The 26,875-nt window shown below is 55.3% G+C and carries 28 protein-coding genes; 18 read left to right on the top strand and 10 right to left on the bottom strand.

The window, feature by feature from the left end:
- Positions 1-2 precede the first annotated feature (2 nt).
- The 9 genes from JKP81_RS08050 to acpT are packed head-to-tail and all read left to right on the top strand — an operon-like array spanning position 3 to position 8,086.
- A complete protein-coding gene (locus tag JKP81_RS08050; protein ID WP_200551320.1) occupies positions 3-425 on the top strand; it encodes a thioesterase family protein in 423 nt (140 codons plus the stop codon).
- Positions 422-1,027 (top strand): outer membrane lipoprotein carrier protein LolA, encoded by a 606-nt coding sequence (locus tag JKP81_RS08045; RefSeq protein ID WP_200551319.1) that lies wholly within the window; start codon positions 422-424, stop codon positions 1,025-1,027. The genes JKP81_RS08050 and JKP81_RS08045 overlap by 4 nt, the downstream gene beginning before the upstream one ends.
- On the top strand, positions 996-3,317 hold the full coding sequence (locus JKP81_RS08040; RefSeq protein ID WP_200551318.1) for an MMPL family transporter: 2,322 nt from the start codon (positions 996-998) through the stop codon (positions 3,315-3,317). The genes JKP81_RS08045 and JKP81_RS08040 overlap by 32 nt, the downstream gene beginning before the upstream one ends.
- A complete protein-coding gene (locus JKP81_RS08035; protein ID WP_200551317.1) occupies positions 3,314-3,898 on the top strand; it encodes a DUF3261 domain-containing protein in 585 nt (194 codons plus the stop codon). The genes JKP81_RS08040 and JKP81_RS08035 overlap by 4 nt, the downstream gene beginning before the upstream one ends.
- Before the next feature lies 1 nt (position 3,899).
- Positions 3,900-5,069 carry a beta-ketoacyl-[acyl-carrier-protein] synthase family protein gene (locus tag JKP81_RS08030; protein ID WP_200551316.1) on the top strand — a complete coding sequence of 390 codons (1,170 nt, stop codon included), beginning with the start codon at positions 3,900-3,902 and terminating at the stop codon, positions 5,067-5,069.
- Positions 5,066-5,542, top strand: a complete 477-nt coding sequence (locus JKP81_RS08025; protein ID WP_200551315.1) for a 3-hydroxy-fatty acyl-ACP dehydratase — start codon at positions 5,066-5,068, stop codon at positions 5,540-5,542. The genes JKP81_RS08030 and JKP81_RS08025 overlap by 4 nt, the downstream gene beginning before the upstream one ends.
- On the top strand, positions 5,539-6,270 hold the full coding sequence (locus JKP81_RS08020; protein WP_200551314.1) for a 3-ketoacyl-ACP reductase FabG2: 732 nt from the start codon (positions 5,539-5,541) through the stop codon (positions 6,268-6,270). Before JKP81_RS08025 ends, JKP81_RS08020 begins: the two co-directional genes overlap by 4 nt.
- Positions 6,267-7,496, top strand: a complete 1,230-nt coding sequence (locus tag JKP81_RS08015) for a beta-ketoacyl-ACP synthase (RefSeq protein ID WP_131413136.1) — start codon at positions 6,267-6,269, stop codon at positions 7,494-7,496. The genes JKP81_RS08020 and JKP81_RS08015 overlap by 4 nt, the downstream gene beginning before the upstream one ends.
- Positions 7,497-7,498: 2 nt before the next feature.
- Entirely contained in the window at positions 7,499-8,086 is a 588-nt protein-coding gene (acpT, locus tag JKP81_RS08010) for a 4'-phosphopantetheinyl transferase AcpT (protein WP_200551313.1), read from the top strand.
- On the opposite strand, the gene arnF is transcribed toward acpT, so the two are convergent.
- From arnF to JKP81_RS07970, 8 genes are all read right to left on the bottom strand, one after another.
- On the bottom strand, positions 8,040-8,441 hold the full coding sequence (gene arnF / locus JKP81_RS08005; protein WP_200551312.1) for a 4-amino-4-deoxy-L-arabinose-phosphoundecaprenol flippase subunit ArnF: 402 nt from the start codon (positions 8,439-8,441) through the stop codon (positions 8,040-8,042). The genes acpT and arnF overlap by 47 nt on opposite strands.
- Positions 8,438-8,776, bottom strand: coding sequence for a 4-amino-4-deoxy-L-arabinose-phosphoundecaprenol flippase subunit ArnE (gene arnE, locus JKP81_RS08000; protein WP_200551311.1), 339 nt, complete (start codon positions 8,774-8,776; stop codon positions 8,438-8,440). The genes arnF and arnE overlap by 4 nt, the downstream gene beginning before the upstream one ends.
- 13 nt (positions 8,777-8,789) lie before the next feature.
- Positions 8,790-10,448, bottom strand: a complete 1,659-nt coding sequence (gene arnT, locus JKP81_RS07995; RefSeq protein WP_200551310.1) for a lipid IV(A) 4-amino-4-deoxy-L-arabinosyltransferase — start codon at positions 10,446-10,448, stop codon at positions 8,790-8,792.
- Complete coding sequence (gene arnD, locus JKP81_RS07990; RefSeq protein ID WP_200551309.1) at positions 10,445-11,347, bottom strand: 4-deoxy-4-formamido-L-arabinose-phosphoundecaprenol deformylase; 903 nt, start codon at positions 11,345-11,347, stop codon at positions 10,445-10,447. Before arnD ends, arnT begins: the two co-directional genes overlap by 4 nt.
- A 2-nt stretch (positions 11,348-11,349) precedes the next feature.
- Positions 11,350-13,329 (bottom strand): bifunctional UDP-4-amino-4-deoxy-L-arabinose formyltransferase/UDP-glucuronic acid oxidase ArnA, encoded by a 1,980-nt coding sequence (arnA, locus tag JKP81_RS07985; RefSeq protein ID WP_200551308.1) that lies wholly within the window; start codon positions 13,327-13,329, stop codon positions 11,350-11,352.
- Positions 13,326-14,309 (bottom strand): undecaprenyl-phosphate 4-deoxy-4-formamido-L-arabinose transferase, encoded by a 984-nt coding sequence (gene arnC / locus JKP81_RS07980; protein ID WP_065369572.1) that lies wholly within the window; start codon positions 14,307-14,309, stop codon positions 13,326-13,328. Before arnC ends, arnA begins: the two co-directional genes overlap by 4 nt.
- Position 14,310: 1 nt before the next feature.
- Entirely contained in the window at positions 14,311-15,447 is a 1,137-nt protein-coding gene (gene arnB, locus JKP81_RS07975) for a UDP-4-amino-4-deoxy-L-arabinose aminotransferase (protein WP_200551307.1), read from the bottom strand.
- Positions 15,448-15,875: 428 nt separating this feature from the next.
- Positions 15,876-16,382: a phenolic acid decarboxylase gene (locus JKP81_RS07970; RefSeq protein ID WP_200551306.1), complete on the bottom strand. Its 507-nt coding sequence runs from the start codon at positions 16,380-16,382 to the stop codon at positions 15,876-15,878.
- A 98-nt stretch (positions 16,383-16,480) separates the two neighbouring features.
- Between JKP81_RS07970 and JKP81_RS07965 the strand changes: the two genes are divergently transcribed.
- The 8 genes from JKP81_RS07965 (at position 16,481) to JKP81_RS07930 (ending at position 23,800) form a co-directional block, all read left to right on the top strand.
- Complete coding sequence (locus JKP81_RS07965; protein WP_200551305.1) at positions 16,481-17,338, top strand: LysR family transcriptional regulator; 858 nt, start codon at positions 16,481-16,483, stop codon at positions 17,336-17,338.
- Positions 17,339-17,595: 257 nt separating this feature from the next.
- Positions 17,596-19,167, top strand: a complete 1,572-nt coding sequence (gene nikA, locus JKP81_RS07960) for a nickel ABC transporter substrate-binding protein (protein WP_200551304.1) — start codon at positions 17,596-17,598, stop codon at positions 19,165-19,167.
- Positions 19,164-20,105: a nickel ABC transporter permease subunit NikB gene (gene nikB / locus JKP81_RS07955; protein ID WP_200551303.1), complete on the top strand. Its 942-nt coding sequence runs from the start codon at positions 19,164-19,166 to the stop codon at positions 20,103-20,105. The genes nikA and nikB overlap by 4 nt, the downstream gene beginning before the upstream one ends.
- Positions 20,105-20,938, top strand: a complete 834-nt coding sequence (nikC, locus tag JKP81_RS07950) for a nickel ABC transporter permease subunit NikC (RefSeq protein ID WP_200551302.1) — start codon at positions 20,105-20,107, stop codon at positions 20,936-20,938. The genes nikB and nikC overlap by 1 nt, the downstream gene beginning before the upstream one ends.
- Entirely contained in the window at positions 20,938-21,702 is a 765-nt protein-coding gene (gene nikD, locus JKP81_RS07945) for a nickel import ATP-binding protein NikD (RefSeq protein WP_200551301.1), read from the top strand. Before nikC ends, nikD begins: the two co-directional genes overlap by 1 nt.
- Positions 21,699-22,484 carry a nickel import ATP-binding protein NikE gene (gene nikE, locus JKP81_RS07940; protein WP_200551300.1) on the top strand — a complete coding sequence of 262 codons (786 nt, stop codon included), beginning with the start codon at positions 21,699-21,701 and terminating at the stop codon, positions 22,482-22,484. Before nikD ends, nikE begins: the two co-directional genes overlap by 4 nt.
- Complete coding sequence (gene nikR / locus JKP81_RS07935) at positions 22,472-22,873, top strand: nickel-responsive transcriptional regulator NikR (protein ID WP_017459603.1); 402 nt, start codon at positions 22,472-22,474, stop codon at positions 22,871-22,873. Before nikE ends, nikR begins: the two co-directional genes overlap by 13 nt.
- 132 nt (positions 22,874-23,005) lie before the next feature.
- Complete coding sequence (locus JKP81_RS07930) at positions 23,006-23,800, top strand: SDR family NAD(P)-dependent oxidoreductase (protein ID WP_200551299.1); 795 nt, start codon at positions 23,006-23,008, stop codon at positions 23,798-23,800.
- A 17-nt stretch (positions 23,801-23,817) separates the two neighbouring features.
- On the opposite strand, the gene JKP81_RS07925 is transcribed toward JKP81_RS07930, so the two are convergent.
- Both JKP81_RS07925 and JKP81_RS07920 read right to left on the bottom strand, forming a co-directional pair.
- On the bottom strand, positions 23,818-24,795 hold the full coding sequence (locus JKP81_RS07925) for an AEC family transporter (protein WP_200551298.1): 978 nt from the start codon (positions 24,793-24,795) through the stop codon (positions 23,818-23,820).
- Between the two features lie 348 nt (positions 24,796-25,143).
- A complete protein-coding gene (locus JKP81_RS07920) occupies positions 25,144-25,617 on the bottom strand; it encodes a hypothetical protein (RefSeq protein WP_234455558.1) in 474 nt (157 codons plus the stop codon).
- Positions 25,618-26,228: 611 nt separating this feature from the next.
- On the opposite strand from JKP81_RS07920, the gene JKP81_RS07915 reads away from it, so the two are divergent.
- Positions 26,229-26,816 carry a DUF4291 domain-containing protein gene (locus tag JKP81_RS07915; RefSeq protein ID WP_200551296.1) on the top strand — a complete coding sequence of 196 codons (588 nt, stop codon included), beginning with the start codon at positions 26,229-26,231 and terminating at the stop codon, positions 26,814-26,816.
- Positions 26,817-26,875 lie beyond the last annotated feature (59 nt).

The following is a 26,875-nucleotide window of genomic DNA, read 5'->3' as shown; positions in this document are numbered from 1 at the left end:
AGGTGTTAAACGATCCCCGTTTCACAGCCGAGGTTGCGCTAAGCGTTCCCTTTCACGACGTCGATATGATGGGCGTTGTCTGGCACGGCAACTATTTTCGCTACTTTGAGATAGCGCGCGAGGCGCTACTGAATCAGTTTGATTACGGCTACCGCCAGATGAAAGTATCGGGGTATTTGTGGCCGGTCGTGGATACGCGGGTGAAATACCGTGATGTACTGACATTCGAACAGCATTTTCGCGTACGCGCCCGAATCGAAGAGTTCGAAAACCGGCTGAAAATCGCGTATGAAATCATCGACGCCGCCAGCGGCAAACGGACCACCACCGGTTACACCATTCAGGTGGCGGTGGAGGAGAAAAGCCGGGAGATGTGCTTCGTCAGCCCGGCTATTCTGTTTGAACGTATGGGGGTCACACCATGAGATATTGGCCCCTGCTGGTTCTACTGTTCGCTCCCTTCGTCAATGCAGTGACGCTGGAGGAATTACAGCAGCGCTTTACCCAACAACCGGTGGTACGTGCGCATTTCACCCAGACCCGCACCATTAAAGACTTGCCGCAGCCACTGCGCTCGCAGGGCGAAATGCTTATCGCTCGTGAGCAAGGATTATTGTGGGATCAGACCGCGCCGTTCCCGATGATGCTAATGCTTGATGATTCGCGGATGGTGCAAATCATTAACGGTCAGCCACCGCAGGTGATCACTGCGCAGAACAACCCGCAAATGTTCCAGTTTAATCATCTTCTGCGCGCCCTGTTTCAGGCCGATCGCGCCGTGCTGGAACAGAACTTCCGCATTGACTTTAACGATGCCGGGAAAGGCCGCTGGACCCTGAAGTTGACCCCAATCACCACGCCGCTGGATAAAATATTCACCTCCATCGACCTGGCCGGGGATCACTATCTCGACAGCATCCGCCTGAATGATAAACAGGGCGATCTCACCGATATCGCTTTTTCCCAACACCGACTCACGCCCACGACGCTGACTGATGACGAACGCCAACGTTTTGCAACGCACTAATTCCCCACGCCCGGCACTACTGTGGGGCGCAGTATGCCTGGTGATGCTGGGTATGCTGCTCGTGCTGCTTCCCAAAGCGCGAATGAACAGCAGCGTACTGGCGATGCTCCCGGCACAGACCATGGGCGCGCTGCCTGCGGCATTGAATGACGGCTTTATGCAACGCCTCGATAAGCAACTCGTCTGGTTGGTCAGCCCTGGTAAACAGGCCAATCCCGAGGTGGCGCAATATTGGCTGACGCTGTTAGGTCAATCGCAGGCGGTTAATCACCTGAAAGGCGCAATGGATGCAAAGAGTCAGCAAGCGTGGGGCGCATTTTTCTGGCAGCACCGTAACGCTCTGCTTGATAGCGCAACCCGCGCGCGTCTGCAAAACGGCGGCGAAGCGCAGGCACAATGGGTGCTGACTCAGCTCTACTCGGCCTTTTCCGGCGTATCGGGTAAAGAGCTGCAAAACGATCCGCTAATGTTGATGCGCGGCGCACAATTGGCGATGGCGCAAAATACGCAGCGACTGCGGTTAATGGATGGGTGGTTAGTCACCCAGGACAACGACGGCAACTACTGGTATCTGCTCCACGGCGAGCTGGCAGGCTCCTCCTTCGATATGCAGCAAACACACCAGTTTGTCGCCACGCTCGGCTCGCTGGAAACACAACTCAAGAAGCAGTTTCCACAGGCGCAATTGCTATCACGCGGCACGGTATTCTATAGCGACTACGCCAGCCAGCAGGCAAAGCGCGACATTTCAACGTTGGGGATCGCAACTATCGTCGGCGTCATGCTGTTGATTATTGCCGTGTTCCGCTCCTTGCGCCCATTGCTGTTATGCCTGCTTTCAATCGCCGTTGGCGCGCTGGCCGGTACGGTAGTGACACTGCTGGTCTTCGGCGAGTTGCACCTGATGACGCTGGTGATGAGCATGAGCATCATCGGGATCTCTGCGGACTATACACTTTACTATCTCACCGAACGTATGGTGCATGGCGCAGAGTCATCGCCATGGCAAAGCCTGGCAAAAGTACGAAATGCGCTGTTGCTGGCACTGGCGACGACCGTCGTGGCGTATCTGATCATGATGCTGGCGCCCTTCCCTGGTATTCGCCAGATGGCGATTTTCGCCGCTACCGGACTCAGCGCCTCTTGCCTGACGGTTGTCTTCTGGCACCCCTGGCTGTGCCGTGGTTTACCGGTACGTCCCGTGCCTGCGATGGTACTGTTACTGCGCTGGCTGGCAGCCTGGAGGCGCAATAAAAAACTGTCGGTGGGATTGCCGCTGATAATGGCGGCGGTCTCTCTTGCCGGGTTGTCGACACTGCGCATCAATGACGATATCAGCCAGTTACAGGCATTACCGCAGAACATCCTTGCGCAGGAAAAAGCCATCACTGCACTCACCGGACAGAGCGTCGATCAGAAATGGTTTGTGGTTTATGGCGAAAATCCCCAACTGACACTGGAACGTCTGGAAGCGTTTATTCCACGTCTGGAACAAGCGCGTGAGAACGGCGCATTTTCGGGTTTTCGTTATGTGCCGATCAACTCGATCTCACGCCAGCAGCAGGATCTGGCGTTACTCAAAAATGCCGCGCCCACCGTTGCTCATACCTTGCAGAACGCTGGTTTGCAGGCGGTTACCCCCGATCTCAGCCCAATGACGGTCACGGTTGATGAGTGGCTTGCCAGTCCGGCCAGTGAAGGCTGGCGTTTGCTGTGGCTGACCATACCAGACGGACAGAGCGGCGTTCTGGTGCCCGTTGATGGCGTAAAAGATAGCGCAGCGTTAAGTGCGCTGGCACAGGCGCAATCAGGTATTGCCTGGGTGGATCGAAAAAGCGCTTTCGACGAGCTTTTCGCGCTCTATCGTCTGGTGTTAACCGGCCTGTTGTGTGTTGCGCTGGCAGTGATCGCGGCGGGCGCCATACTTCGTCTTGGCTGGAAAAAGGGGCTTATCAGCCTTGTCCCTTCTGTGTTGTCACTCGGTTGCGGGCTGGCAGCATTATCGCTAAGCGGCCATTCGGTCAACCTCTTCTCCCTGCTGGCGCTGGTACTGGTGTTAGGGATTGGCATTAATTACACGCTGTTTTTCAGTAACCCGCGCGGCACACCGCTCACCTCGCTACTGGCGATCTCGCTGGCGATGGTAACAACGCTCCTCACGCTGGGCATGCTGGTATTCAGCGATACCCAGGCGATTAGCTGTTTTGGCATCGTGCTGGTAAGCGGCATTTTTACCGCCTTTTTACTTTCACCACTCGCAATGCCGGGTAAAAAAGAGAGAAAACGATGATCCGCACCCTCTGGACCGGCATGGCGCTGGCCACTGCCCTACTGCTCACCGGATGCAGTTCCACCACGCACTCCTCCGACAGCGCCCGCCCGCAAGCATGGCTGGAGCCCGGCACGCGCGTGACGTTACCGGCACCGGGAATTAGCCCGGCGGTCAATTCCCAGCAGCTACTCACCGGGAGCTTTAACGGGAAAACGCAGTCGCTGCTGGTGATGATGACCGCCGACGAGAAAAAAATCACGCTCGCCGGCCTCTCCTCCGTAGGGATTCGCCTGTTCCTCGTCACCTACGACGAAAACGGTATTCATACTGAGCAATCTGTTGTCGTACCGCAGTTACCACCGGCAAGCCAGGTATTGGCCGATGTAATGATCAGCCACTGGCCTGTCGCCGTCTGGCAACCGCAGTTACCGAAAGGCTGGACGCTCACCGACACAGGCGACAAGCGCGAGCTGCGCAATGCGCGCGGAAAGCTGGTGACGGAAATCACCTACCTACAGCGCAAAGGCAAACGCGAGCCAATTAGCATTGAGCAGCACGTCTTTAAATACCACATCACCATTCAATATCTGGGTGACTGAGATGATCTACATTTCCGCGATTGGCATGATTAACGCGCTGGGAAACACCTGCGATGAAATTGCTGCCAATCTGAGCCGTGGCGTCGCGCCGGGCATGATCAACCGAAAAGGCTGGTTACAGGGCGATGGTGAAGTCATGCTCGGCGGCGTGGATACAGAACTTCCGCCGATGCCCGAGGAGTGGCAGGCGCATCGCAGCCGCAACAACCAGCTTTTGTTGGTCGCGCTGGAACAGATCCAGCCTACGGTGGATGAGGCGATTTCCCGCTATGGCCGCGATCGCGTTGCCGTCGTTTTGGGCACCAGCACATCGGGTCTGGAAGAAGGGGGTAGACACGTTAATTACCTGCATAACGGCGAAGAGAGTCTGGAATGGCGCTATTCGCAACAGGAGCTAGGCGATCCGTCGCGCTTTTTAAGCCGCTGGCTGGCCCTCGACGGCCCGGCATTTACGGTTTCTACCGCTTGTTCCTCCAGTGCCAGAGCGATCATTAATGGTCAGCGCCTGATTAATGCGGGGCTCGCGGATGTGGCCATCGTTGGCGGCGCAGACACCCTTAGTCAGATGCCGATCAACGGCTTTAATAGTCTTGAATCCTTCTCGCCGACATTATGCCAGCCATTTGGTCGTGACCGTTGCGGCATCACTATTGGTGAAGCTGCCGCGTTAATGGTTCTGACCCGGGAACCGCAGCCGCTGGCGCTGTTAGGCTGTGGAGAATCCAGCGATGCCTGGCATATTTCTGCACCGCATCCTCAAGGCGAAGGCGCGATCCGCGCAATAAACATGGCGCTCGCCCAGGCGGGCCTGACGCCAGACGACGTTGGTTATATCAATCTGCACGGCACCGCCACGATCCTTAACGATCAAATTGAATCGCAGGTCGTGCATACGCTGTTTGGCGATCGTATCCCCTGTAGTTCTACTAAACATTTGACCGGTCATACTCTTGGCGCGGCGGGTATCACTGAAGCAGCACTGAGCGCACTGATTCTGCTGCGCGATTTGCCATTGCCACCGCAGAATTTCAGCCATTATCCGCGGGACATAACCTTGCCAGAGTGCGGCCTGCTAAGCGTCCCCCAGCCGCTTTCACGCCCGGTGATTTTGTCGAACTCCTTCGCCTTCGGCGGAAACAACGCCAGCATTTTGCTGGGGAGAGTGTCATGAGCCATTACCTTGCACCCGGTGCCTATTTACCTCATGAGGCACCGATGATCCTGCTGGAAGAGGTCATCGCTGTCGGCGCCGATTGCGCCCATTGCCGCGTGACCGTTAACAAGCAAGGCGTCCTTGCACCGTTTATTGATGCCGAAGGCCACTTGCCTGGCTGGTATGCTCTCGAACTGATGGCGCAAAGTATTGGCGTCTGGTCGGGCTGGCATCGCCAGCAACGCGGTGAGGAAAATATCGCCCTCGGTATGGTGTTGGGTGCCAGAGAATTAACCTGTGCGGCGAATTCGCTGCCAGCGAATGCCGTGCTGGATATCCACGTCAGGCTCCTGATGCAGGATGAACGTTTCGGCAGCTTCGACTGCACCATTAAGGCTCAAACCGACACGCTGGCTTCGGGCCGAGTCAATACCTTCCAGCCGACAAAGGAAGAGTTAACGTCACTTTTTATTCAAGGAAAAACGGCATGAATCGTTCCGTATTGGTCACTGGTGCCAGCAAAGGCATCGGCCGCGCCATCGCCCAACAACTTGCCGCAGACGGTTTTACGATCGGCGTGCATTACCATCGTGATGAGCAAGGCGCGCAGCAAACGCTGCACACGATTGAACAGGCAGGGGGAAACGGACGTCTGCTCAGTTTCGATGTTGGCAACCGCGAGCAATGTCGTGAGGTGCTGGAGAGCGAAATTGACCGCCACGGCGCCTGGTACGGAGTGGTCAGTAATGCCGGGATTGCACGCGACGCAGCCTTCCCGGCGCTGAGCGAAGAGGACTGGGACATGGTCATCCATACCAACCTCGACAGCTTTTACAATGTGATCCAACCCTGCATTATGCCCATGATCTCTGCTCGCAACGGCGGACGCATCATTACGCTTTCATCGGTTTCCGGCGTAATGGGCAACCGTGGCCAGGTCAACTACAGCGCAGCTAAAGCGGGGATCATTGGCGCGACAAAAGCGCTGGCTATCGAACTGGCGAAACGCAAAATCACCGTGAATTGTATTGCTCCGGGCCTGATTGACACCGGCATGATTGAGATGGAAGAGGCGGCACTGAAAGAAGCGATGTCCCTGATCCCGATGAAACGTATGGGCCAAACGCAAGAAGTGGCCGGACTCGCCAGCTATTTAATGTCCAATATTGCGGGTTATGTTACCCGCCAGGTCATTTCGATTAACGGAGGCATGCTATGACGCGTCGCGTAGTTATTACCGGTATGGGCGGCGTTACCGCCTTTGGTCAAAACTGGCAGGAAGTTGCGAAGCGGTTACTGGCTTACGAGAATGCCGTACGGAAAATGCCGGAATGGCAAATTTATGATGGTCTGCATACTCTGCTGGGTGCGCCCATTGATGATTTTGTGCTGCCGGAAAATTACACCCGCAAACGCATCCGCGCGATGGGACGCGTCTCGTTGCTCTCCACCAGAGCCAGCGAACTGGCGCTGGAACAGGCAGGGTTAATCGATGATCCTGTTCTCACCCAGGGCCGAACCGGCATTGCGTATGGTTCGTCGACTGGCAGCACTGGTCCGGTAAGTGAATTTGCGACCATGCTGACCGAAAAGCACACCAATAACATCACTGGCACGACCTATGTGCAGATGATGCCGCACACCACCGCGGTTAATACCGGCCTGTTTTTCGGGTTGCGTGGTCGGGTGATCCCTACATCCAGCGCCTGCACTTCCGGTAGCCAGGCGATAGGCTACGCCTGGGAAGCCATTCGCCACGGTTATCAGGATGTGATGGTCGCGGGCGGTGCGGAAGAGTTATGTCCATCGGAAGCCGCCGTTTTTGATACGCTTTTCGCCACCAGTCAACGCAATGATGAGCCGAAAACCACTCCGTCTCCATTTGATGCCCGTCGTGATGGTCTGGTGATTGGTGAAGGCGCAGGAACGCTGATTCTGGAAGAACTGGAACATGCGAAAGCGCGCGGTGCCACCATTTATGGCGAGATTGTCGGGTTTGCCACCAACTGCGATGCCGCGCATATCACTCAGCCCCAGCGTGAGACAATGCAAATTTGTATGGAGCAGGCACTTAACATCGCTGGGCTCAGCCCGCAGGATATCGGCTACATTTCCGCACACGGCACCGCTACCGATCGGGGTGATATTGCAGAAAGCCAGGCAACCGCCGCTATCTTCGGCAATACGGTGCCCATCTCCTCATTAAAAAGCTACTTCGGTCATACGCTTGGCGCCTGTGGTGCGCTTGAAGCGTGGATGAGCCTACAAATGATGCGCGAAGGCTGGTTTGCGCCAACGCTAAACCTGACGACTCCGGATGAAAATTGCGGCGAACTGGATTATATCCGCGGTGAAGCAAGGCATATTGATTGTGAATTCCTGCAAAGCAATAACTTTGCGTTTGGCGGAATAAATACCTCAATTATCATCAAACGTTGGGCGTAACAATGTATCGCGTTTTACTGGCTACTCTTTCTGAACTATGCGCGCAGGAGATCCCACCCGAGCTAAAATCAGCGGCGCCATCCGGCGTTCGTCATAATAGTTGGCTTGCCGGGCGGCTTTTGCTTAACCGCGTGATCTCCCCGTTGCCGGAGATAGTTTATGGGGATCAGGGTAAGCCCGCATTTGCTGGCGATCTACCGTTATGGTTTAGCCTGAGCCACAGCGGCGATCATATTGCTCTGCTGGTGAGCGATGAAGGAGAAGTCGGCTGCGATATCGAAGTGATACGCCCGCGTAACAACTGGCGTAGCCTGGCGAATGCGGTGTTTAGCCAGGCGGAACACTGTGAAATCGAGCAGGAGCATCCCGCGCAGCAACTGGACGCGTTCTGGCGCATCTGGACACGTAAAGAGGCCATTATCAAACAGCGTGGCGGCAGCGCCTGGGAGATCGTCAGCGTAGACAGTTGCAACCCTCTCAATCTGCACCTTAGCCATTCTCACCGTGCGGGGCTAAGTCTCGCGGTCTGCACTCCTACGCCTTTTACTCTCGCTGCCGACCAGATCGAGAGCGTCGGGGAAGAAAAATAACCAGCACGCCCGCCACAATTACCAGTACGCCTAAAGCGCCGCGCAGGGAAAACGGCTCGTGCCATCCGGGAAGCCAGATGGCCGCCGCCCACACCAGAATGTAGCTCAGGCTCAGCAAGGCATAAGCCTTACTGAGCGGCAAACGGTGCAGCGCAAAGTACCAGCAGCCCATTGATGCCAGATACCCAAACAGGCCCAACATCAGCGCCAGCGTCCCTTTTTGCGGTTGCAGCAGCGCCGAAACAAAAGACCAGGAGAATGTCACCGGCGGTAGCGACACCATCGCATAGCGCAACATCAGTTGTGCGCCGCTTACCAGCAACACACTGAGTAACGCCCAGTGCAGCCCCTTCATAGCGAGCTCCCCAGCAGCACAATGCCGATGATAATCAGCGCCACGCCGAACGCATGGCGAAGGCTCACAGGCTCACACCAGAAAAAACGCGCCGCCAGCGTCACCCAGACAAAATTAAGGCTCAACATCGGATACGCCACGCCAACAGGAATGCGTTGCAAAACCAGCAGCCACAGCGCCATGCCCGCACCGAGCGCCATCAGCGCAAGCCCCAGCCACAGACCGAGATGCTTACTCCGCCTGGCAATCGGCACCGGACGCGTCGCCTGCTTCTGGCACAGTTGGCCTGCGCAACTGAGCAGGCTTGCCAGCGCGAGCCAGAGCCAGCTTGTCATTGCGGCTTACTCATCATTGCGGAAAGTACTGAATAAAGACCATACGCCCCTGTACATAAACGTTGTCCGGTTTCGGTATCGGCATGCGGGTAAAGTCATCTTTTTTCGACTGGTGCAGCACCAGTGAAATCACCCCTTCCTGACGATGTTGTGACAGCCAGTCGGTGAAATCGTCTTCGCGCACAAACCGCCCTTCGCCGTCAGGATACGACATACCGTACGTTAACTCACCGCGCGTGCCAAACAGCATAATATCTGAACGTTTCAGCTCCCAGGCCAGACCTGCGGCAACCCCGACGTTATCGGCCAGCACGTAGCGGCTCGGCGTCAGCGGCTCGTTAACAAAGTTAATCAAAAATTGCGGCTGCTTGGAATCCATCACCTTGTCCGGGATAACAATCCCCACCAGTAGCGCAATTGCCAGCGGGCACAGCGCCGCGTATGACCAACGATCGGCACTGGCGCGCAAGGTAAACACCCCAACCAGCGCCCACGCCAGGAAAGCAAACGCCGCCAGCGCCGCTTTGTAGATCTCAATTTGCGTCCACACCGGATGTTTCATGAAGCCCAAAGGCGACACCACCAGCGCGGCAATCACGCCAACCAGGCCAAAACCGATATTGATCCACGCATTGACGCGCAGCGCGCGCCCATTGGTTTGCGCCATCTGCATGGCATAACGCGCCATCAATATCGCCAGCGGCGCGAAGCAGGGCAGAATGTAAGTCGGCAGCTTCCCTTTAGCGATGCTGAAAAACAGCAGCGGCATCACCACCCAGCCCAGCAGATAAAACGCTTCCCGCACGCCCTCTTTACGCGCCAGCCAGCCCGTTTTCAGCGCACCGGGCAGCAGCGCCAGCCACGGCAAAGAACCTAGAATCAGGAACGGTATGTAATACCAGAACGGCGCTTTATGTTGTGCGTCCTGCTGCGCAAAACGTTGGATATGTTCAACCCAGAAGAAGTAGCGCCAGAAATCGGGTTCGCGCGCCGCAATCGCCAGCCCCCACGGCAGCACCGTCAGCACGCAGCAGATCACGGCCAGCCAGCCCCAGAGCAGCACCTCTTTCCAGCGTTTGTGCACAATCACCCACGGCAGCACGCCAATCACCGGCACCGCCAGCGCGAGAAAACCTTTGGTCATCACGCCCATGCCGCACGCCACGCCAAGCAGCGCATAGCCGCCAAACTTACCGCGTAAGGTGTTCGCCTGCGCAGCCAGCCAGAAGCTGAACATCGCCAGCGTCATCCACAGCGTGATCATCGGATCGAGCACAGCATAAGTGCCAATGCCATACACCAGAAACGCGGTCAGGAAGATCACCGCCGAGAGCACGGCAGTACGTTTGTCGCGCCACATTTTCCATGCCAGCGCGCCCACAAGCAGCGCCGACATGGTGATGGAGAAAACAGAGCCCAGGCGCACGGAGACGTTATTATGGCCAAACAGCCACTGCGCAATGCTATTGATCCAGTAACCGGCGATGGGTTTTTCAAAATAACGCAGGCCAAGGAAATGCGGCACAATCCAGTCGCCGCTGGTAAGCATTTCACGGCTGATCTCCGCATAGCGGGTCTCATCCGGCTGCCAGAGCAGACGATATTCCAGGGGAACAACATAGTAGAGGGCGAACAGCGCAACCAGCGCCAGACCATAGTGAATGGATTTCATAACCCAGGACTCAACAGTTGTTGGCAACCCAGCCAGCCTTCCCGGCCAGCCACTTCTCCGCGTACCACTTTGCCTGCCGGTAGCGTCTCTAACGATTCCGGTAACAGCTGGCTTAACGGGCAAAAAGCGATGCCTTCGCGCGCCGCCATGCTCAGCAGTTCATCGAAACCTTCCGCGCCGATAATGCCTTCCACCTCGGCGTGGATGGTATAAACCGGCGTACCGCTATCCTGCTTCATCGCGTCAAGAATGAAACGGTTGTAGTGCTCCGCCGCCACCGAAATGCCAACGGCTTCATCCCAGGTGGGTAGCGTGACCGGGATCTGCGGTGCTGCATAGGTGTTCTCGGCGATGAGCGGGCGAAACGGCTGTGTGCCCCGGCAGTCGCTGTTATAGCGGAAATTAAAATTCGCTTTGGCTTTCACCACTCGCTGATCGGCGCGCCAGCCCGCCACGGCGGAACAACTCACAGACCGGCCTATAATCAGCTCCAGCGCCAGTAATCCGCGCTCAATTTCCGCTTCGAGATGCGCCTGATCCCACACGCCGCTCCAGCGCTGCCAGCCATGGTGATCCCAGGCATGCAGCCCCACTTCGTGCGCCTGCGCGGTTTTGCGGATAACGTCCGCGTTGCCTTCACCGATAAGCCTGCCGGGCCACGCGGTGCCCGCCAGTAAAATATCCCAGCCGTAGAGCGATGCCGCGCGCGAGCGCAGCATCTTCCACAGAAATTTCGGCTTAAGCAGGCGCCAGATGTGGCGCCCCATGTTGTCCGGCCCAACGCTAAAGAAAAAGCTCGCCTGAATGTTGTGCTTTTTCAGTAGCTCCAGCAGGCGCGGAACGCCGTCACGCGTGCCGCGAAAGGTATCGACATCAATACGTAAGCCGACGTATTTCATGCTTATTTCTCATCCGTCAGTTCAACGGTACGCAGGAAGAAATCCAGCGTTTCGTCAATGGTCTGGCGCATATCCACAGTCGGTTCCCAGTGCAGGCAACGTTTGGCGTTACGGATACTCGGTTTGCGGTGTTCCACATCCTGGTAGCCTTTGCCGTAGTAGCTGCTACTCTCCACTTCGCGGAAACCAGCGAACGGCGGGAAGCGGTCGCGCAGCGGGTGTTTTTCAAAGCTTGCCAGCAGCATCTCCGCCAGCTCTTTAATGCTCGCTTCGTTGTCCGGGTTACCAATGTTGATGATCTGCCCGTCGCAGCGCCCATCTTTGTTTTCGATAATGCGGAACAGGGCTTCGATACCATCGCTGATATCGGTAAAGCAGCGTTTCTGTTTGCCGCCTTCGATCAGCTTGATCGGCGAACCTTCTACCAGGTTGAGGATCAACTGGGTGATGGCGCGCGAGCTACCGATACGCGCAGCATTCAGGTTATCCAGCCGCGGCCCCATCCAGTTAAACGGACGGAACAGGGTGAACTTCAGGCCGTGTTTGTCGCCATAGGCCCAGATCACACGGTCGAGCAACTGTTTCGAAACCGAGTAAATCCAGCGCTGTTTGTTGATAGGCCCAACGACCAGATTCGAGTTGTCTTCATCGAAATTGTTGTCGGTGCACATACCGTACACTTCCGAGGTCGACGGGAAAATGATGCGCTTGTTGTACTTCACGCAGTCACGGATGATTTTCAGGTTCTCTTCGAAATCCAGCTCGAACACGCGCAGCGGGTTGCGGGTGTATTCGATAGGTGTGGCAATCGCCACCAGCGGCAGCACCACGTCACATTTCTTAATGTGGTATTCGATCCACTCGGAGTGAATGCTGATATCGCCTTCCACAAAGTGGAAACGCGGATTGCCGAGGAAACGGCTGATCGCATCCGATCCAATATCCAGACCGAAGATCTCGTAGTTATCGTCACGCAGCAGGCGTTCGGTCAAATGGTTACCGATAAAACCGTTCACGCCGAGGATGAGCACGCGGGTGCGGCGTTTTACCGCCACTACCGGTTTGCTGGTGAGCAACGCTCCGGCAACCAGGCCGAGCGATTGCGCCAGCTGTGCGCCCTGCATGTAGACGCCGTTGTCCATCTGTCCGGTGAGGATCTCCAGCGCGCCATCGCCACAGGCCACCAGCAGCGGCGAAACAGAGAGCACAGTGCCCGCGCGAGCCGGAGCCACCTCGGTGCGTACGCGGGATTTCCAGACGATAAATTTATGCGTACCGGCAAAGCTGTACGCGCCCGGCCACGGGTCAGAAACCGCGCGCACCAGATTTTGCAGCGTTTGGGCAGGTTTTTCCCAGTCCAGACGGCCATCTTCCGGCGTGCGGCGACCGTAGTAGCTGGCTTTGCTGTCGTCCTGCGCCGTTTCGCTGAAGGTTTGCGTTTTAATCGTCGGCAGCACGCTGGCCAGCATGCCTTTTGCGGCTTCCGCTAATTTGCGATGCAGCGACAAAGCTTCATCGTTGTCAGCAATGGCGACGCGCTGTTGCGCGATAATCGCGCCCGCATCTGCGCGGGAAACCATGCGGTGCAGCGTGACGCCGGTTTCGCTTTCGCCATTTACCAGCACCCAGTTCAGCGGCGCACGACCACGGTAGGCAGGCAGCAGCGAGCCGTGCAGGTTAAATGCACCGATCCGCGCGGTATTGAGAATGTTGTCGCACAGCAAGTTGCGGTAATAGAAAGAGAAAATAACATCCGCGTTCAGATCGCGAATACGGTCGACCCACAGCGGATGGTTGACATCTTCCGGGGCATAAACCGGAATGCCGCGCTCAGCGGCAATACGCGCCACCGAGCCGAAAAAATGGTTTTCATTGGCACTGTCGGGATGGGTAAAAATCGCCGCAATCTCGAAACCTGCATCCAGTAACGCCTGTGTACCGACACATCCCATATCGTGGTAAGCAAAGACAACGGCTTTCATTGATTTTTTTCCTCTTGCGAAACGTCATTTTCCTGACGAACAACACGTTGAATAAAGTAGCGGGGACGCGCGCGAACATCGTTATAGATGCGCCCGATATACTCCCCAAGTAGCCCCATGCCGATAAACTGAGCGCCGATAAAGGTGAAGAGAATGGCGAAGAGCATAAACACCCCTTCTCCCGCCCACTGCGGGCCAAACGCCAGACGCAGCACCACCAGCAGCACGGCGAGCGAAAAGCCCAGCACGGCAATCACGCTGCCAAACACGCTGAGCAAGCGCAGCGGCGTGGTGGTCAGGCAGGTCACCAGGTCGTACATCAGGTTAATCAGGCGCATAAAGCTGTATTTGGAATCGCCAAACTCGCGCTCCGCGTGGTGCACGGGGATTTCCACCGCGCGACGGGCAAAGGTATTAGCAAGGATCGGGATAAAAGTGCTGCGTTCATGGCAATGCAGCATGGCATCAACAATATGGCGGCGATATGCACGCAACATGCAGCCATAATCCCCCATTGCTTTACCGGTGGTACGCTGGATCAGACGGTTGATGGTACGCGAGGCCATTTTACGAAACAGGCTGTCCTGGCGGTTTTGCCGCACGGTGCCCACCACGTCATAACCCTCATTGGCTTTCGCCACCAGACGCGGGATCTCCTCCGGCGGGTTTTGCAAATCGGCGTCCAGCGTGATGATCAAATCACCGGTGACATGGCTGAATCCGGCCATAATCGCCGAGTGCTGGCCGTAGTTGCGGTTCAGCAGCACCGCGACTACGTGGCTGCCGGGTTGTTCTGCCGCTTCACTCAACATCAGCGCGGAGTTATCGCTACTGCCGTCATCCACCAGCAAAATTTCGTAATCAATGCCCAGTACATCGCAGCTTTCCGTGGTGCGGCGAATCAACTCCGGCAAACTCTCTTGCTCGTTGTAGACCGGGATCACCACAGAAACTTTCTCTACAGGCGGTAAATTAAACATATCAGCGCCCTGCAATGTTGCGGAGCGCGTGAATGACGCGGGTTGTGTCGTCATGGGTCATATCCGGGAAAAGCGGTAGCGAACAGATGCGCGCACTGTTCCACTCCGTGTTGGGTAAAGAGAGGGGGAAGTGTTCGCGGTAATACTTTTGCGTATGTGCCGCGCGAAAATGCAGGCCAATGCCAATGCCTTGCGCTTTCAGGGTTTCCATCAATGCGTCGCGGGAGATACCGCAACGTTGCTCATCGACGCGAATAATAAACAGGTGCCAGGCGTGCTGGTGCGGCCATGACGGCAAGGCCAGCGGCTGAAACGGCGTATCCGCCAGTTCCTGCAAATACCGTTGCGCAATCTCCTGGCGGCGGGCATTAGCGGCGGGCAGTTTTCCCAGTTGCACCAGCGCAATTGCCGCGTTGATATCAGCGAGGTTGTATTTAAAACCGGGGGAGATCACTTCTGCCTGCGGGGCACGACCATGCGTTTGACGGTCGTAGGCATCGACGCCCAGCCCGTGGAATTTCAGGCTGCGAATACGGTTTGCCAGTTGTTCGTCGTCCGTCACCACCAGCCCACCTTCCGCGCAGGTCATATTTTTAATGGCGTGGAAGGAGAAAATAGCGGTGCCGCGTGAACCAACATGCCGGCCTTTGTAGTACGTTCCGGCGGCGTGAGCGGCATCTTCAATCACAGTAATGCCGTGCTTCTCGCCAATCGCGCGGATGGCGTCGATATCCACCGGCGCACCGGCGTAATGCACCGGGATAATCGCTTTGGTACGCGGCGTGATGGCCGCTTCGATAGCTTCCGGCGTGACCATCAGTGTCTCTTTATCGACATCGATCATCACCGGCGTCGCACCGAGCAGCACAATCATATTGAGGGTGGAAACCCAGGTCAGCGACGGGGTAATCACTTCATCCCCGGCACCAATCCCCAGCGCCATCAGGGTGACGTGCATGCCCCCCGTCGCCGAGCTAACGGCAATGGCGTGGCGGTTGCCCGTCAGTGTGCAAAAAGCCTCTTCAAGCGCCTGATTTTTTGGGCCTGTCGTGATCCAGCCAGATGCCAGCACTTGCTGAATGGCGGCGAACTCTTCATCCCCCATTGACGGGCGTGAGAACGGTAAAAAATCACTCATCGTTTTTCCTTGGCGTCACTGACGCGTTAACGAACCGCCACAAAGACACGCTGCGGCTAGTGAGTAAAATGGCGGATGAAAGTTAAACCAAAATATAATGAATGCGCGTTTCCTGCATTTATTATTCATTACGGTTAGTCGGAGAATGCTACCAATTGAATATTAGGGCAAGATTAAGAAAAGGGATAAATTCTAAGCTTAATAAATATAAAATAATTTACTTAAAACAATGCGTTAAAAATGAAAACAGCAAAATCCTAACGTGATGAATGTCAAAAAACTGAAATATTTAACGCCCTTGCAATGTATACAAAGGCGTTAGCGTAGTTATTTAAACGGTACATCAACGAATGCACGAAAATTAATATCATTATGCAATGAATTATTTCATTCGTTACAACCAAAATATATTAAATAGCGTGAAATTTTTATGACAAATTCTGCGGAAAACTGGCTGGTAATTCACTGGCGGCACGGTCAATCACGCTGTCATTATTTTCGCCGCAATCACGCACAAACGTGATGGTCGCGAACTCATCGATCACTTCGGTGGGATAAGCCGGGCCAGCCGCGCGATAAGACTCCATCAGCGGAATGTGATCATTCTGGAAGCAAACCGTTTTTTCCGGGTTATTGATAACCCAACGCGGGAAGAAAATGGTGCCGTGGAACAGGCGATCGCCAAGGTTCACAATCAGACTGACATCGGTGCCGGTCGGTTCAGTCCAGGAAATTTTATAGATACTTTCGCCAACGCGAACAATGTAGGCCTGCTGATTTTTCACCCAACGGTTCGCCACGATACCGCTGTGGATCCGATAATCGAGCGTCGTGGCGTTTTTCACATAAATCTCGTAGTTCCAGCCATTATCGTAGGTATAAACCAGATGTTTGCCGACGAAACCGCTCAAATCATGTTTATCAAAGGTACTCATTTTTTATCTCCTCTGGTGTTTTAAATGATCGTACGCCTGCAAAAATCGATTAAATAACGCTATATTTGCATCAAATTGATTCATTTTTTAGATTAGTTATGCACAAGACGACGCTGGAACAATGGACGCTACTGCATAAAGTGGTGGAGCTGGGGAGCTTTGCGAAAGCGGCGGAAGAGACGCACCGCAGCCAGTCATCGGTCAGTTACAACCTGGCGCTGTTGCAGGAGCGGCTCGGCGTTGCTCTGCTGGTACAGGAAGGGCGGCGCGCGGTACTTACCCCGGCGGGCGAGTTGCTGCTCAACCAGGTAAAACCGTTGCTCAAGGCATTCGACTGGGTAGAAACCCGCGCGGCCACGCTGCGCAATGGCATGCGCACGCGGCTGGATTTAGTGGTCGACAGCATTTTCCCCCGCGCGCGGCTGTTTGCCATTTTGCGCCGGTTTCAGCAGCGTTATCCGCAAACGCAGGTGCGGCTGACCGAAGTGCTGGAAACCGCCTCCAGCGAGTTGCCGGTGCATGCGCAAGCCGATGTCATGATACTGACTCGCCGTCAGGATATGACCGGGCGCGGCGAATGGTTGATGAACATTGATTTTGTCGCCGTAGCGCATCGCGATCACCCACTGTGCGCGGCGGAACAGGTAAGCGAAGCGATGCTCGCCGGCTGGCCGCTGATTCGCATTGCCGAAAGCGACCATCGCCAAAGCCCGGTGGCGCAGGAGTCGTGGACGTTCTCCACCATCGATGCGGCGGTGGAAGCCGTGCTGTACCAGGTGGGTTACGGCTGGCTGCCGGAGGAGCGCATTCAGCCTTTGCTCGACAGCGGTGTGCTTAAAACGCTGCCACTCAGCCACGGTACGCGCCGCGCCACACCGCTGCACCTGATTGTGAAAAAAGACCTCGCGCCGCTCGATGAGCAGGTAGAAATGCTGCTGCAACTGTTTAAGGGGTAGCGCTCTACCCCTGAATTTCTGCAAACGGATTTTTACGTCTCGCTCAATGCCTGCGCCAGACAAAGCGATAATCCAGACGAATAAATTGCCTTGCGCGCTTCAGGTGTTCCGCCCACCAGCAAGCAATCCACATCACGCGAAATGCGATAAATCCCTGTTAAAAACAGGGCCTTTGATCCAGAACATACTATTCGTATGATGAATTACTAAAATCGTCATACTTTTCTCGCCACCGACTTTTCGTCAGGAAACCGAACGTGTCTTTCTATCGTCAGGCTGGCGCTCTGCTTCTGCTCTGCGCATCCTTTGCCGTTTTCGCGGCACAAAACACGCTAACCACCGCCTGGCCGGTGAATGTTGGCCCGCTGAACCCGCATCTTTACACACCAAACCAGATGTTCGCGCAAAGCATGGTTTATGAACCATTGGTGAAATACCAGGCTGACGGCAGCGTGAAACCGTGGCTGGCGACAAGCTGGACGCACTCGGAGGATGGCAAAACATGGGTCTTTACCCTGCGCGACGGGGTGACGTTCTCCAACGGAGAGCCGTTTAACGCCACCGCCGCTGCGGAGAACTTCCGTGCCGTGCTGGATAACCGCCAGCGCCACGCCTGGCTTGAGCTTGCCAACCAAATCACCGACGTCAAAGCTCTTAGCCCCAACCAGTTACAAATCACCCTGAAAAGCGCCTACTACCCTTTCCTGCAAGAACTCGCCCTGCCCCGCCCGTTCCGCTTTATCGCCCCGTCGCAATTTAAAAACCATGAAACGTTGAACGGGATTAAAGCACCCATTGGCACCGGACCGTGGGTATTACAGGAATCAAAGCTGAACCAGTACGACGTGCTGGTACGAAATGAACACTATTGGGGCGCAAAACCGGCACTTAGCAAAATTATTGTCAAAGTGATCCCTGACCCGACCAGCCGCGCGGTGGCATTTGAAACCGGCGATATCGACCTGCTCTACGGCAACGAAGGTTTGCTGCCACTGGATACGTTTGCCCGTTTCAGCCAGAACCCCGCCTGGCGCACCCAGCTTTCTGCGCCAATGGAGACGGTAATGCTGGCGCTGAACTCCACGCATGCGCCAACCAATGAGTTAGCCGTACGCGAAGCGCTGAACTACGCGGTAGATAAGAAAACGCTGGTCGATGGCGCGCTGTATGGCACGCAGCAGGTTGCCGACACGCTGTTCGCCCCTTCCGTGCCGTATGCCAATATCGGCCTGAAACCGCGCCAGTACGATCCGGCGCAGGCGCGCGCGCTGCTGGATAAAGCGGGCTGGCTGCTGCCCGCCGGGAAAAGCATCCGCGAAAAAGCGGGGCAACCGCTGCATATTGAACTGGCTTATATCGGCACGGATGCGCTGAGTAAGTCGATGGCCGAAATCATTCAGGCCAACTTGCGCCAAATTGGCGTCGATGTGGCCCTGATCGGCGAGGAAGAGAGCAGTATTTATGCCCGTCAGCGCGATGGCCGTTTCGGCATGATTTTCAACCGCACCTGGGGCGCACCGTACGATCCACATGCGTTTATGAGTTCAATGCGCGTGCCGTCGCATGCCGATTACCAGGCGCAGTTAGGCCTGCCGGACAAAGCGATTATCGACAAAGAAATTGGCGAGGTGCTGACCACCAGCGATGACAGCGCGCGCCAGGCGCTGTACCGGGATATTCTCACCCGTTTGCACAACGACGCGGTTTACCTGCCCATCAGTTATATCTCGATGATGGTGGTGGCAAAACCGCAGCTCGGCACCATTCCGTTTGCTCCGATCGCCTCGGAGATCCCGTTTGATCAGATAACCCCGGACGCCGCGCAATGAGCCGCTTTTTATTGCACCGTCTGCTGTTGTTGATCCCGATGATCGTAGCCGCCTCGGTGGTGATTTTCCTGCTGCTGCGTCTCGGTGCGGGGGATCCGGCGATGGATTACCTGCGCCTGTCAAACCTGCCGCCAACACCGGAAATGATTGCCGCCACCCGCATTCAGTTGGGGCTGGATCAGCCGCTCGCCAGTCAATATCTTCACTGGCTGTGGCGCGCGCTGCATCTTGATTTCGGCATTTCTTATGCCACGCAGCGATCAGTGCTCGACGATGTACTGCATTTTCTGCCCGCGACATTGCAACTCGCAGGCGCGGCGCTGGTACTGATCCTGCTCACCTCTGTACCGCTTGGTATCTGGGCAGCGCGCCACCGCGATGGTTTGCCGGATTTTCTGGTACGCGCAGTGGCGTTTCTTGGCGTGTCGATGCCGAACTTCTGGCTGGCCTTCCTGCTGGTGATGTTTTTTTCTGTGCATTTGCAGTGGCTGCCCGCGATGGGCTACGGCGGCTGGCAGCACCTGATCCTGCCTGCGGTGTCGATTGCCTTTATGTCGCTGGCCATTAACGCCCGTCTGCTGCGCGCCAGCATGCTGGAAGCCGCAGGGCAACGCCACGTGACGTGGGCGCGGCTGCGCGGGTTAAGTGACAAGCAGACCGAACGGCGACATATTTTGCGTAATGCTTCACTGCCGGTGATCACCGCGCTGGGCATGCATATTGGCGAGCTGATTGGCGGCACGATGATCATCGAAAGCATCTTCGCCTGGCCCGGTATTGGTCGCTACGCCGTGTCGGCCATCTTCAATCGCGACTATCCGGTGATCCAGTGCTTTACGCTGGTGATGGTGATGGTTTTTGTGCTGTGCAATCTGGCAGTCGATCTGCTGAGCGCGGCGCTCGATCCCCGTATTCGCCACCATGAAGGAGCGCACTGATGCACTTTGTGAAAACGGCCCACTGGCCGATGCGTTTCGCGCTGCTGATCCTACTGTTGCTGCTGGTGATTGCGCTGACCTGCCAGTGGTGGACGCCTTACGATCCGCAAGCCATCGATTTACCCGCGCGCCTGTTGCCGCCGGGCAGCCAACACTGGCTTGGCACCGATCACCTAGGGCGCGATATTTTCTCTCGCTTAATGGCGGCCACGCGGGTATCGCTGGGGTCGGTGATGATGTGTCTGCTGCTGGTGCTGGCGCTTGGTTTAAGCGCGGGCGGCTGCGCCGGGCTGCTCGGCGGGCGCGTCGACCAGGCCATCATGCGCGTGGCGGATATCTTTATGACCTTTCCCACGTCGATCCTGTCCTTTTTTATGGTCGGCGTGCTTGGGACAGGGCTGACCAACGTGATTATCGCTATCGCGCTTTCGCACTGGGCCTGGTATGCGCGCATGGTGCGCAGTCTGGTGATTTCACTGCGCAGCCGTGAGTACGTACTGGCGGCGCGTTTAAGTGGCGCGAGTTATCTGCATGTGTTTCGCGATCATCTGGCGGGTGCGGTAGTGCCTTCGCTGCTGGTGCTGGCGACGCTGGATATTGGACATATGATGCTGCACGTCGCCGGGATGTCGTTCCTCGGGCTTGGCGTCACAGCACCTACGCCAGAGTGGGGCGTGATGATCAACGATGCCAGGCAATATATCTGGACGCAGCCACTGCAAATGGTGTGGCCAGGGCTGGCGCTGTTCATCAGCGTGATGGCGTTTAACCTGGTGGGCGACGCGCTGCGCGACCATCTCGATCCTCACCTGGAAACGGAGCACGCCCACTGATGCCTGCACAACTGAGCCTGCAAAATATCACCCTGCACGCGGAACGACCGCTGGTGCAGGAGGTGTCGTTAACCCTGCAACGCGGACGCGTACTGGCGCTGGTGGGCGGCAGCGGCAGCGGCAAATCATTAACCTGCGCGGCAGCGCTTGGCGTGCTGCCTGCAGGCGTGCGGCAAACGGCAGGTCAGCTGATGGCAGATAGTCAGCCCGTCACACCGCAAACACTGCGCGGGACGACAGTTGCCACGATTATGCAAAACCCGCGCAGCGCCTTTAACCCGCTGCGCACCATGGCCGGCCATGCACGGGAAACCTGCCTGGCGCTCGGTAAACCCGCCGATAACGCCACACTGCTGGCGGCATTGCAGGATGTCGGGCTGGAGGATGCCGAACGTGTGCTCACGCTTTACCCGTTCGAGATGAGCGGCGGCATGTTGCAACGCATAATGATCGCCATGGCGCTGCTGAGCGATGCGCCATTTATCGTAGCCGATGAACCCACGACCGATCTCGATGTGGTGGCGCAGGCGCGCATTCTCGATTTGCTGGCGCAGATTATGCGCGAGCGTCAGCCCGGCATGCTGCTGGTTACACACGATATGGGCGTGGTGGCACGGCTGGCAGATGATGTCGCGGTAATGGATAACGGGCGCATTATTGAACAAGGCGCGGTGGAAACCCTGTTCAGCGCGCCACAACAGGCAGTGACCCGCGAATTAGTGGCGGCCCACCTGGCGCTGTATGGACTGGAGCTGGCGCAATGAACCTTCTTGATGTGAACGGTGTCTCGCACACCTACCACCAGCGACCGGTGCTGAACAATATCTCTTTTCAGTTAAAAAGCGGGGAAACCGTGGCGCTGCTCGGGCGCAGCGGCTGCGGGAAAAGCACGCTGGCGCGGCTGCTGGTAGGGCTGGAATCACCAGACGAAGGCGAAGTGCGCTGGCAGGGCACACCGCTAAAACAGCTTAACGCCCGCGCCCGCCAGGCATTTCGCCGTGATATTCAGATGGTGTTTCAGGATCCGGTCAGCGCAGTGAACCCGCGTAAAACCGTGCGCGACATTCTGCGTGAACCGCTGCGCCATCTGTTGAAACTGCCCAAAGCAGAGCAGCAGGCACGCATCCAACAATTGCTGGAAGATGTCGAGCTGGATACCTCCCTGCTTGATAAACGCCCTCCGCAATTGAGCGGTGGGCAGTTGCAGCGCGTTTGCCTGGCGCGCGCGCTGGCGGTGGAACCCACGCTATTGATTCTGGATGAAGCGGTTTCCAGCCTGGATTTAGTGCTGCAAGCGGGCGTTATCCGGCTCTTACAGCGGCTACAACAGCGTTCCGGCGTCGCTTGTCTGTTTATCACCCATGATTTGCGGCTGGTGGAACGTTTTTGCCAGCGCGTGCTGGTGATGGAGAGCGGCGCGCTGGTGGAAACGCTCGACGTTACTTCACCGCTGCGCTTGCGTTCACCGGCAGGCCAGGCGCTGCAACAGGCGGTGCTGCCCGCCTTCCCGCTCTCATTACAAAGGACACAACCATGCAACGCGTAACCATAACTCTGGATGATGACCTGCTCGATACGCTGGACAACCTTAGCGCGCGGCGTGGTTACCACAACCGTTCGGAAGCGCTGCGGGATATTTTGCGCGGCGCGCTGGCACAGGAGTCTGTGCAGAACAATGAACAGCAGGGTTACGCGGTGCTGTCGTATGTTTATGAACATGAGAAGCGCGACCTGGCGAGCCGCATCGTCGCCACGCAACACCATCACCACGACTTATCTGTCGCCACGCTGCACGTGCATATCAGCCACGACGACTGCCTTGAGATCGCCGTGCTGAAAGGCAAGATGGGCGATGTGCAACACTTCGCCGACGACGTTATTGCCCAGCGCGGCGTGCGTCATGGTCATTTACAGTGTCTCGCCGCCGAAGAGTAACGTTGCCGCCGTCATATTGCGGCGGGTATTAACCCGACGCGCACATTTTATGAGCAACAATTGGCAACGCGCTCCGGGCCTCAACTGCTAGCCTTAATACATTTGTGAAATCCACTGGATAAGGGGCAGACAATGAAAATCTCACTCGACGGGAAAGTTGCGCTGGTCAGCGCTTCGACGGGCGGTATTGGTTTTGCGATTGCCAAAGGGCTGACAGAAAGCGGCGCGGAAGTGATCCTTAACGGGCGCAGCGAAGATTCGGTGAATAAGGCAAAAGCGGCGCTGGAAAAACAGGTGCCGGGTGTGAAATTGCGTACCGCGATTGCCGATCTCGGCACGGCGCAGGGCGTGGAAACACTGCTGAAAGCCAGCGGTGAGGTCGATATTCTGGTGAATAACGCCGGGATTTACGGCCCGCAGGATTTTTACGCCACCGACGATGCGACCTGGGAAAATTACTGGCAAACCAACGTGATGTCTGGCGTACGCCTCTCGCGTGCGCTGCTGCCCGCAATGGTGAAAAAGGGCTGGGGACGTGTGGTGTTTATCTCTTCTGAATCGGCGCTGAATATCCCGGCGGATATGATCCACTACGGCGTGACGAAAACCGCGCAGCTTTCGCTGGCACGCGGGCTGGCGAAATTAGTCGCTGGCAGCGGCGTCACTGTTAACAGCGTACTGCCCGGACCAACAATGTCAGACGGTTTTGCCGGCATGATGAAAGAAGAGATGGAAAAGACCGGGAAATCGCTGGAAACGCTGGCAAAAGAGTTTGTGATGGCGAATCGCCCAAGTTCAGTTATCCAGCGCGCCGCCACCGTGGAAGAGGTGGCGAACATGGTGGTCTATGTCTGTTCGAAACAGGCTTCGGCAACCTCTGGCGCGGCGCTGCGCGTGGACGGCGGCGTGGTGGATGATATCGTTTAACGGTTTTCCGGCTGGCCTCAGGGCCAGTTCGGATAGAAATGCGTCATCAGGATCATAAACAGCGGCGTGGTCACGGTCGACAGAAGCGTGGAAAGCAGCATGCTGGTCGCCGTCGCGCCCTGTAGCACCTGGAATTTTTGCGCCATCAGATAGACGTTAATCCCCACCGCCATTGACCCCAACAGCACCACCACCTGGCTCTCTTCGCGCGGCAGATGCAGCAACCAGGCAATCAGCCAAATCAAAGCAGGCATCAAAATCAGTTTCAGCAGGCAGATGGTCAAACTTTCCGCTAGTCCTTTGCGGATCTGGTAGCGGGACAAGCTCATGCCGAGGGTAATGAGCGTTAATGGCGCGGCGACCTGCGCCACCATGCTTACCGGGCTATCGAGGAACGGCGGCAGCGGGCGATGAATCAAAAAACTCCAGGCGAACCCGCTGAAGATACCGATGATAATTGGGTTGCGCAGCACGCTCACCAGCGTTTTGCCAATTCCCCGCGCTGAGAAACTGCCGTTTTGCGCCCATTCCACCGACACGGTCACCAGTGTCCATAAAATCAGGCTGTTAAACACCAGCACCAGTGCCACCGATGAGAGGCTCGATGCACCAAGTAAAATAATGGCAACCGGAATACCCAGCATCACGTTATTGGAGAAAATACCCGCCAGACCGAACACCGAGGCCGAAACCGCGTCCATACGGAACAGGCTTTTCGCCGCGATGCGCCCAATCACATAGATGACAAAACAGGTGCCGAAGTAGGCAATCAGCAGCCGCATATCCACCGGCGGGCTTTCGAAGAACTTGCTCATCACTTTAAACAACATGCATGGAATGGCCACGTTAAAGCAGAAGCGGTTGAGCCCTTCGTTGACCGATTCAGGCCAACCGGCGAAGCGCCCGAGGCAATATCCCAGCGCAATCAATAAAAAAAGTGGTGCAGAGAGCAGCAGTTGTTGCGCGAGCTGCGCGAAGAATTCAGCCGTATCCATTCTTTACCCTGTAAATGTAGCGAGCGGTTATTTTCTTTTGTTTTCCGCAGTATAGGGGAAGGTATCACCAACGTCAGCGTGCCTGACGCCCGCTTTGAGGTTTTAGCTGAAAAAAGCATGTCGTATAACCCAACGCTCACAGCACTGGCGTTAACGCCTGATGCATTCATGCGCCTGCAGGGGATTGTCGCCTGGTCAAGCAGCAGCGATTAATGGTCAATAGTATTGTGAATTAGCTGGGTACGATGGCGTTGTTAATATCGATATAAAAACTCTGTTGAGTTTGCCTTTAGTACAAAAATATTGCATCAGACATCATTATCAACAGAGTTTTCAAAAGGAGGCTTATTATTTGTTTATCCAGCCAGAATGATCGCACACATAAATTTCATTAAGCGATAAATCATGTGGGATTTGCCCAAGGGAATCGGCAATCTCATCGTATGGTGGCGGCAACGAAAATGAGAGACCGTAGTCCTGGTCAACAATCAGCGCACCGTTCAGGATACGCAGGTCTTTGCTACGCTGAGAAAGTTCTTGCATGGTTATACCGGCATACAATCTATTTTTATATTTCCCGGCATATTTTTCATTGCAGCCGACTGAAACAATAATATCATCCGTGGTGGTTACTATTATTAGCGTGCCATTTTGTATCGAATAAGCATACCGGATTTCACTGGACGGTGCAGGCAGAGAATACTCTTTAATTTCCACAGTATAATTATTAAAAATGTCTTCCAGGTAAAGGTCAATGGAATCGCCAAGAAGAACATTCCCTAATGATATAAAGCTCACAATATCCGCGTTAAAGTCAACCATAAACATCCTTCCGTAACTATTAAACCATCTCTGATGCACGATATATAAAATTAAGTAAACCCAGAATAAACCAATACTAAATGCGAGTAATTTCTTTTATCAGTTCCTTGAAAGGATGCGCTTTTCTATGCAGTGTAGCGCATGCATTAGCTTTTCTTTTATAAATATTTTTTCATCGAATAACGGCTGTTATGTCCATAAAATAATGTACGACAAATCGTATACGTTATATTTTCATTATAAAAACTACGGTTATTGGTAGGTCTACCCGTCACGTTTCGAACACATTTTATCACTGGTATGCGTTTCAAGTCTGATAAGGAATTTCCGAAAGGCGTATGCATTGCTTATGCTATCAATCACATCGAATGCAAAACAGTTAGCGGCATAATTAAGAGCGACAACATTTTCCGTTGCCAGAGATTGTCGATTAATATTTTTTATGGTGAATGTAATTTGTTACATCGGCAGATTAGGAATGCGGTTCGCGTATGAATGAGATTATTCGAACACTAATAATTCTTATGCTTCGGAATCGTGCTTATCCTCAATGTTAAGCGCTGTGCTAGAATGACCAGGCAATATGTTCACTTAGGATGAGTACACGAATAATGAAAAAAAACCAGGCAGATGAATTAACTGCCGAAAAGCAATTAAGAGCATTCTACAACAACGATTTTATCCGCGTTTACCAGGCTTATTCCGACACCATCGCAGACAGCGCGCTTGCGCATGGCACCTTCGTCTCGCCGCCTTTCAGTATGACCCGCATGACGTGGATTAAACCCTCTTTTCTGTGGATGATGTACCGCTCCGGCTGGGGAAAGAAAGATCCAAATCAGCGCCGGATTCTGGCGATTGATCTTACCCATGACGGGTTTAAGCAAATCCTTAATCAGGGAATTTTGAGCCATCACCGGTACTCAGGCGCAGAAGAAGCTGAGTGGCAAAGCCAAATAAAAGCGTCAGATGTGGTGATCCAGTGGGATCCGGAGCGTGATATCCGTTTGAACAAACTGGATCACCGCACGATTCAGATAGGATTGCGCAATCAGGCGGTCGCCGATTACTGCCAGAAATGGATTGTGAACATTAGCGATGTTACGGAGCTTGCCGCAAAAATTCATGAATTGGTGGAAAATGACCGCATCAGCGAAGCGCTTGAATTGTTACCGGAAGAGCGGATTTATGATATTTAATTAACATGGGTTATGTAAGAAATAGAGTTTAACCGTCGAAACAATACAGTCAGCCATGA

The organism is Kosakonia sp. LAM2021 (genome assembly GCF_016620385.1).
Classification (GTDB): domain Bacteria; phylum Pseudomonadota; class Gammaproteobacteria; order Enterobacterales; family Enterobacteriaceae; genus Kosakonia; species Kosakonia sacchari.
This window is presented reverse-complemented; position numbering and strand designations above follow the sequence as displayed.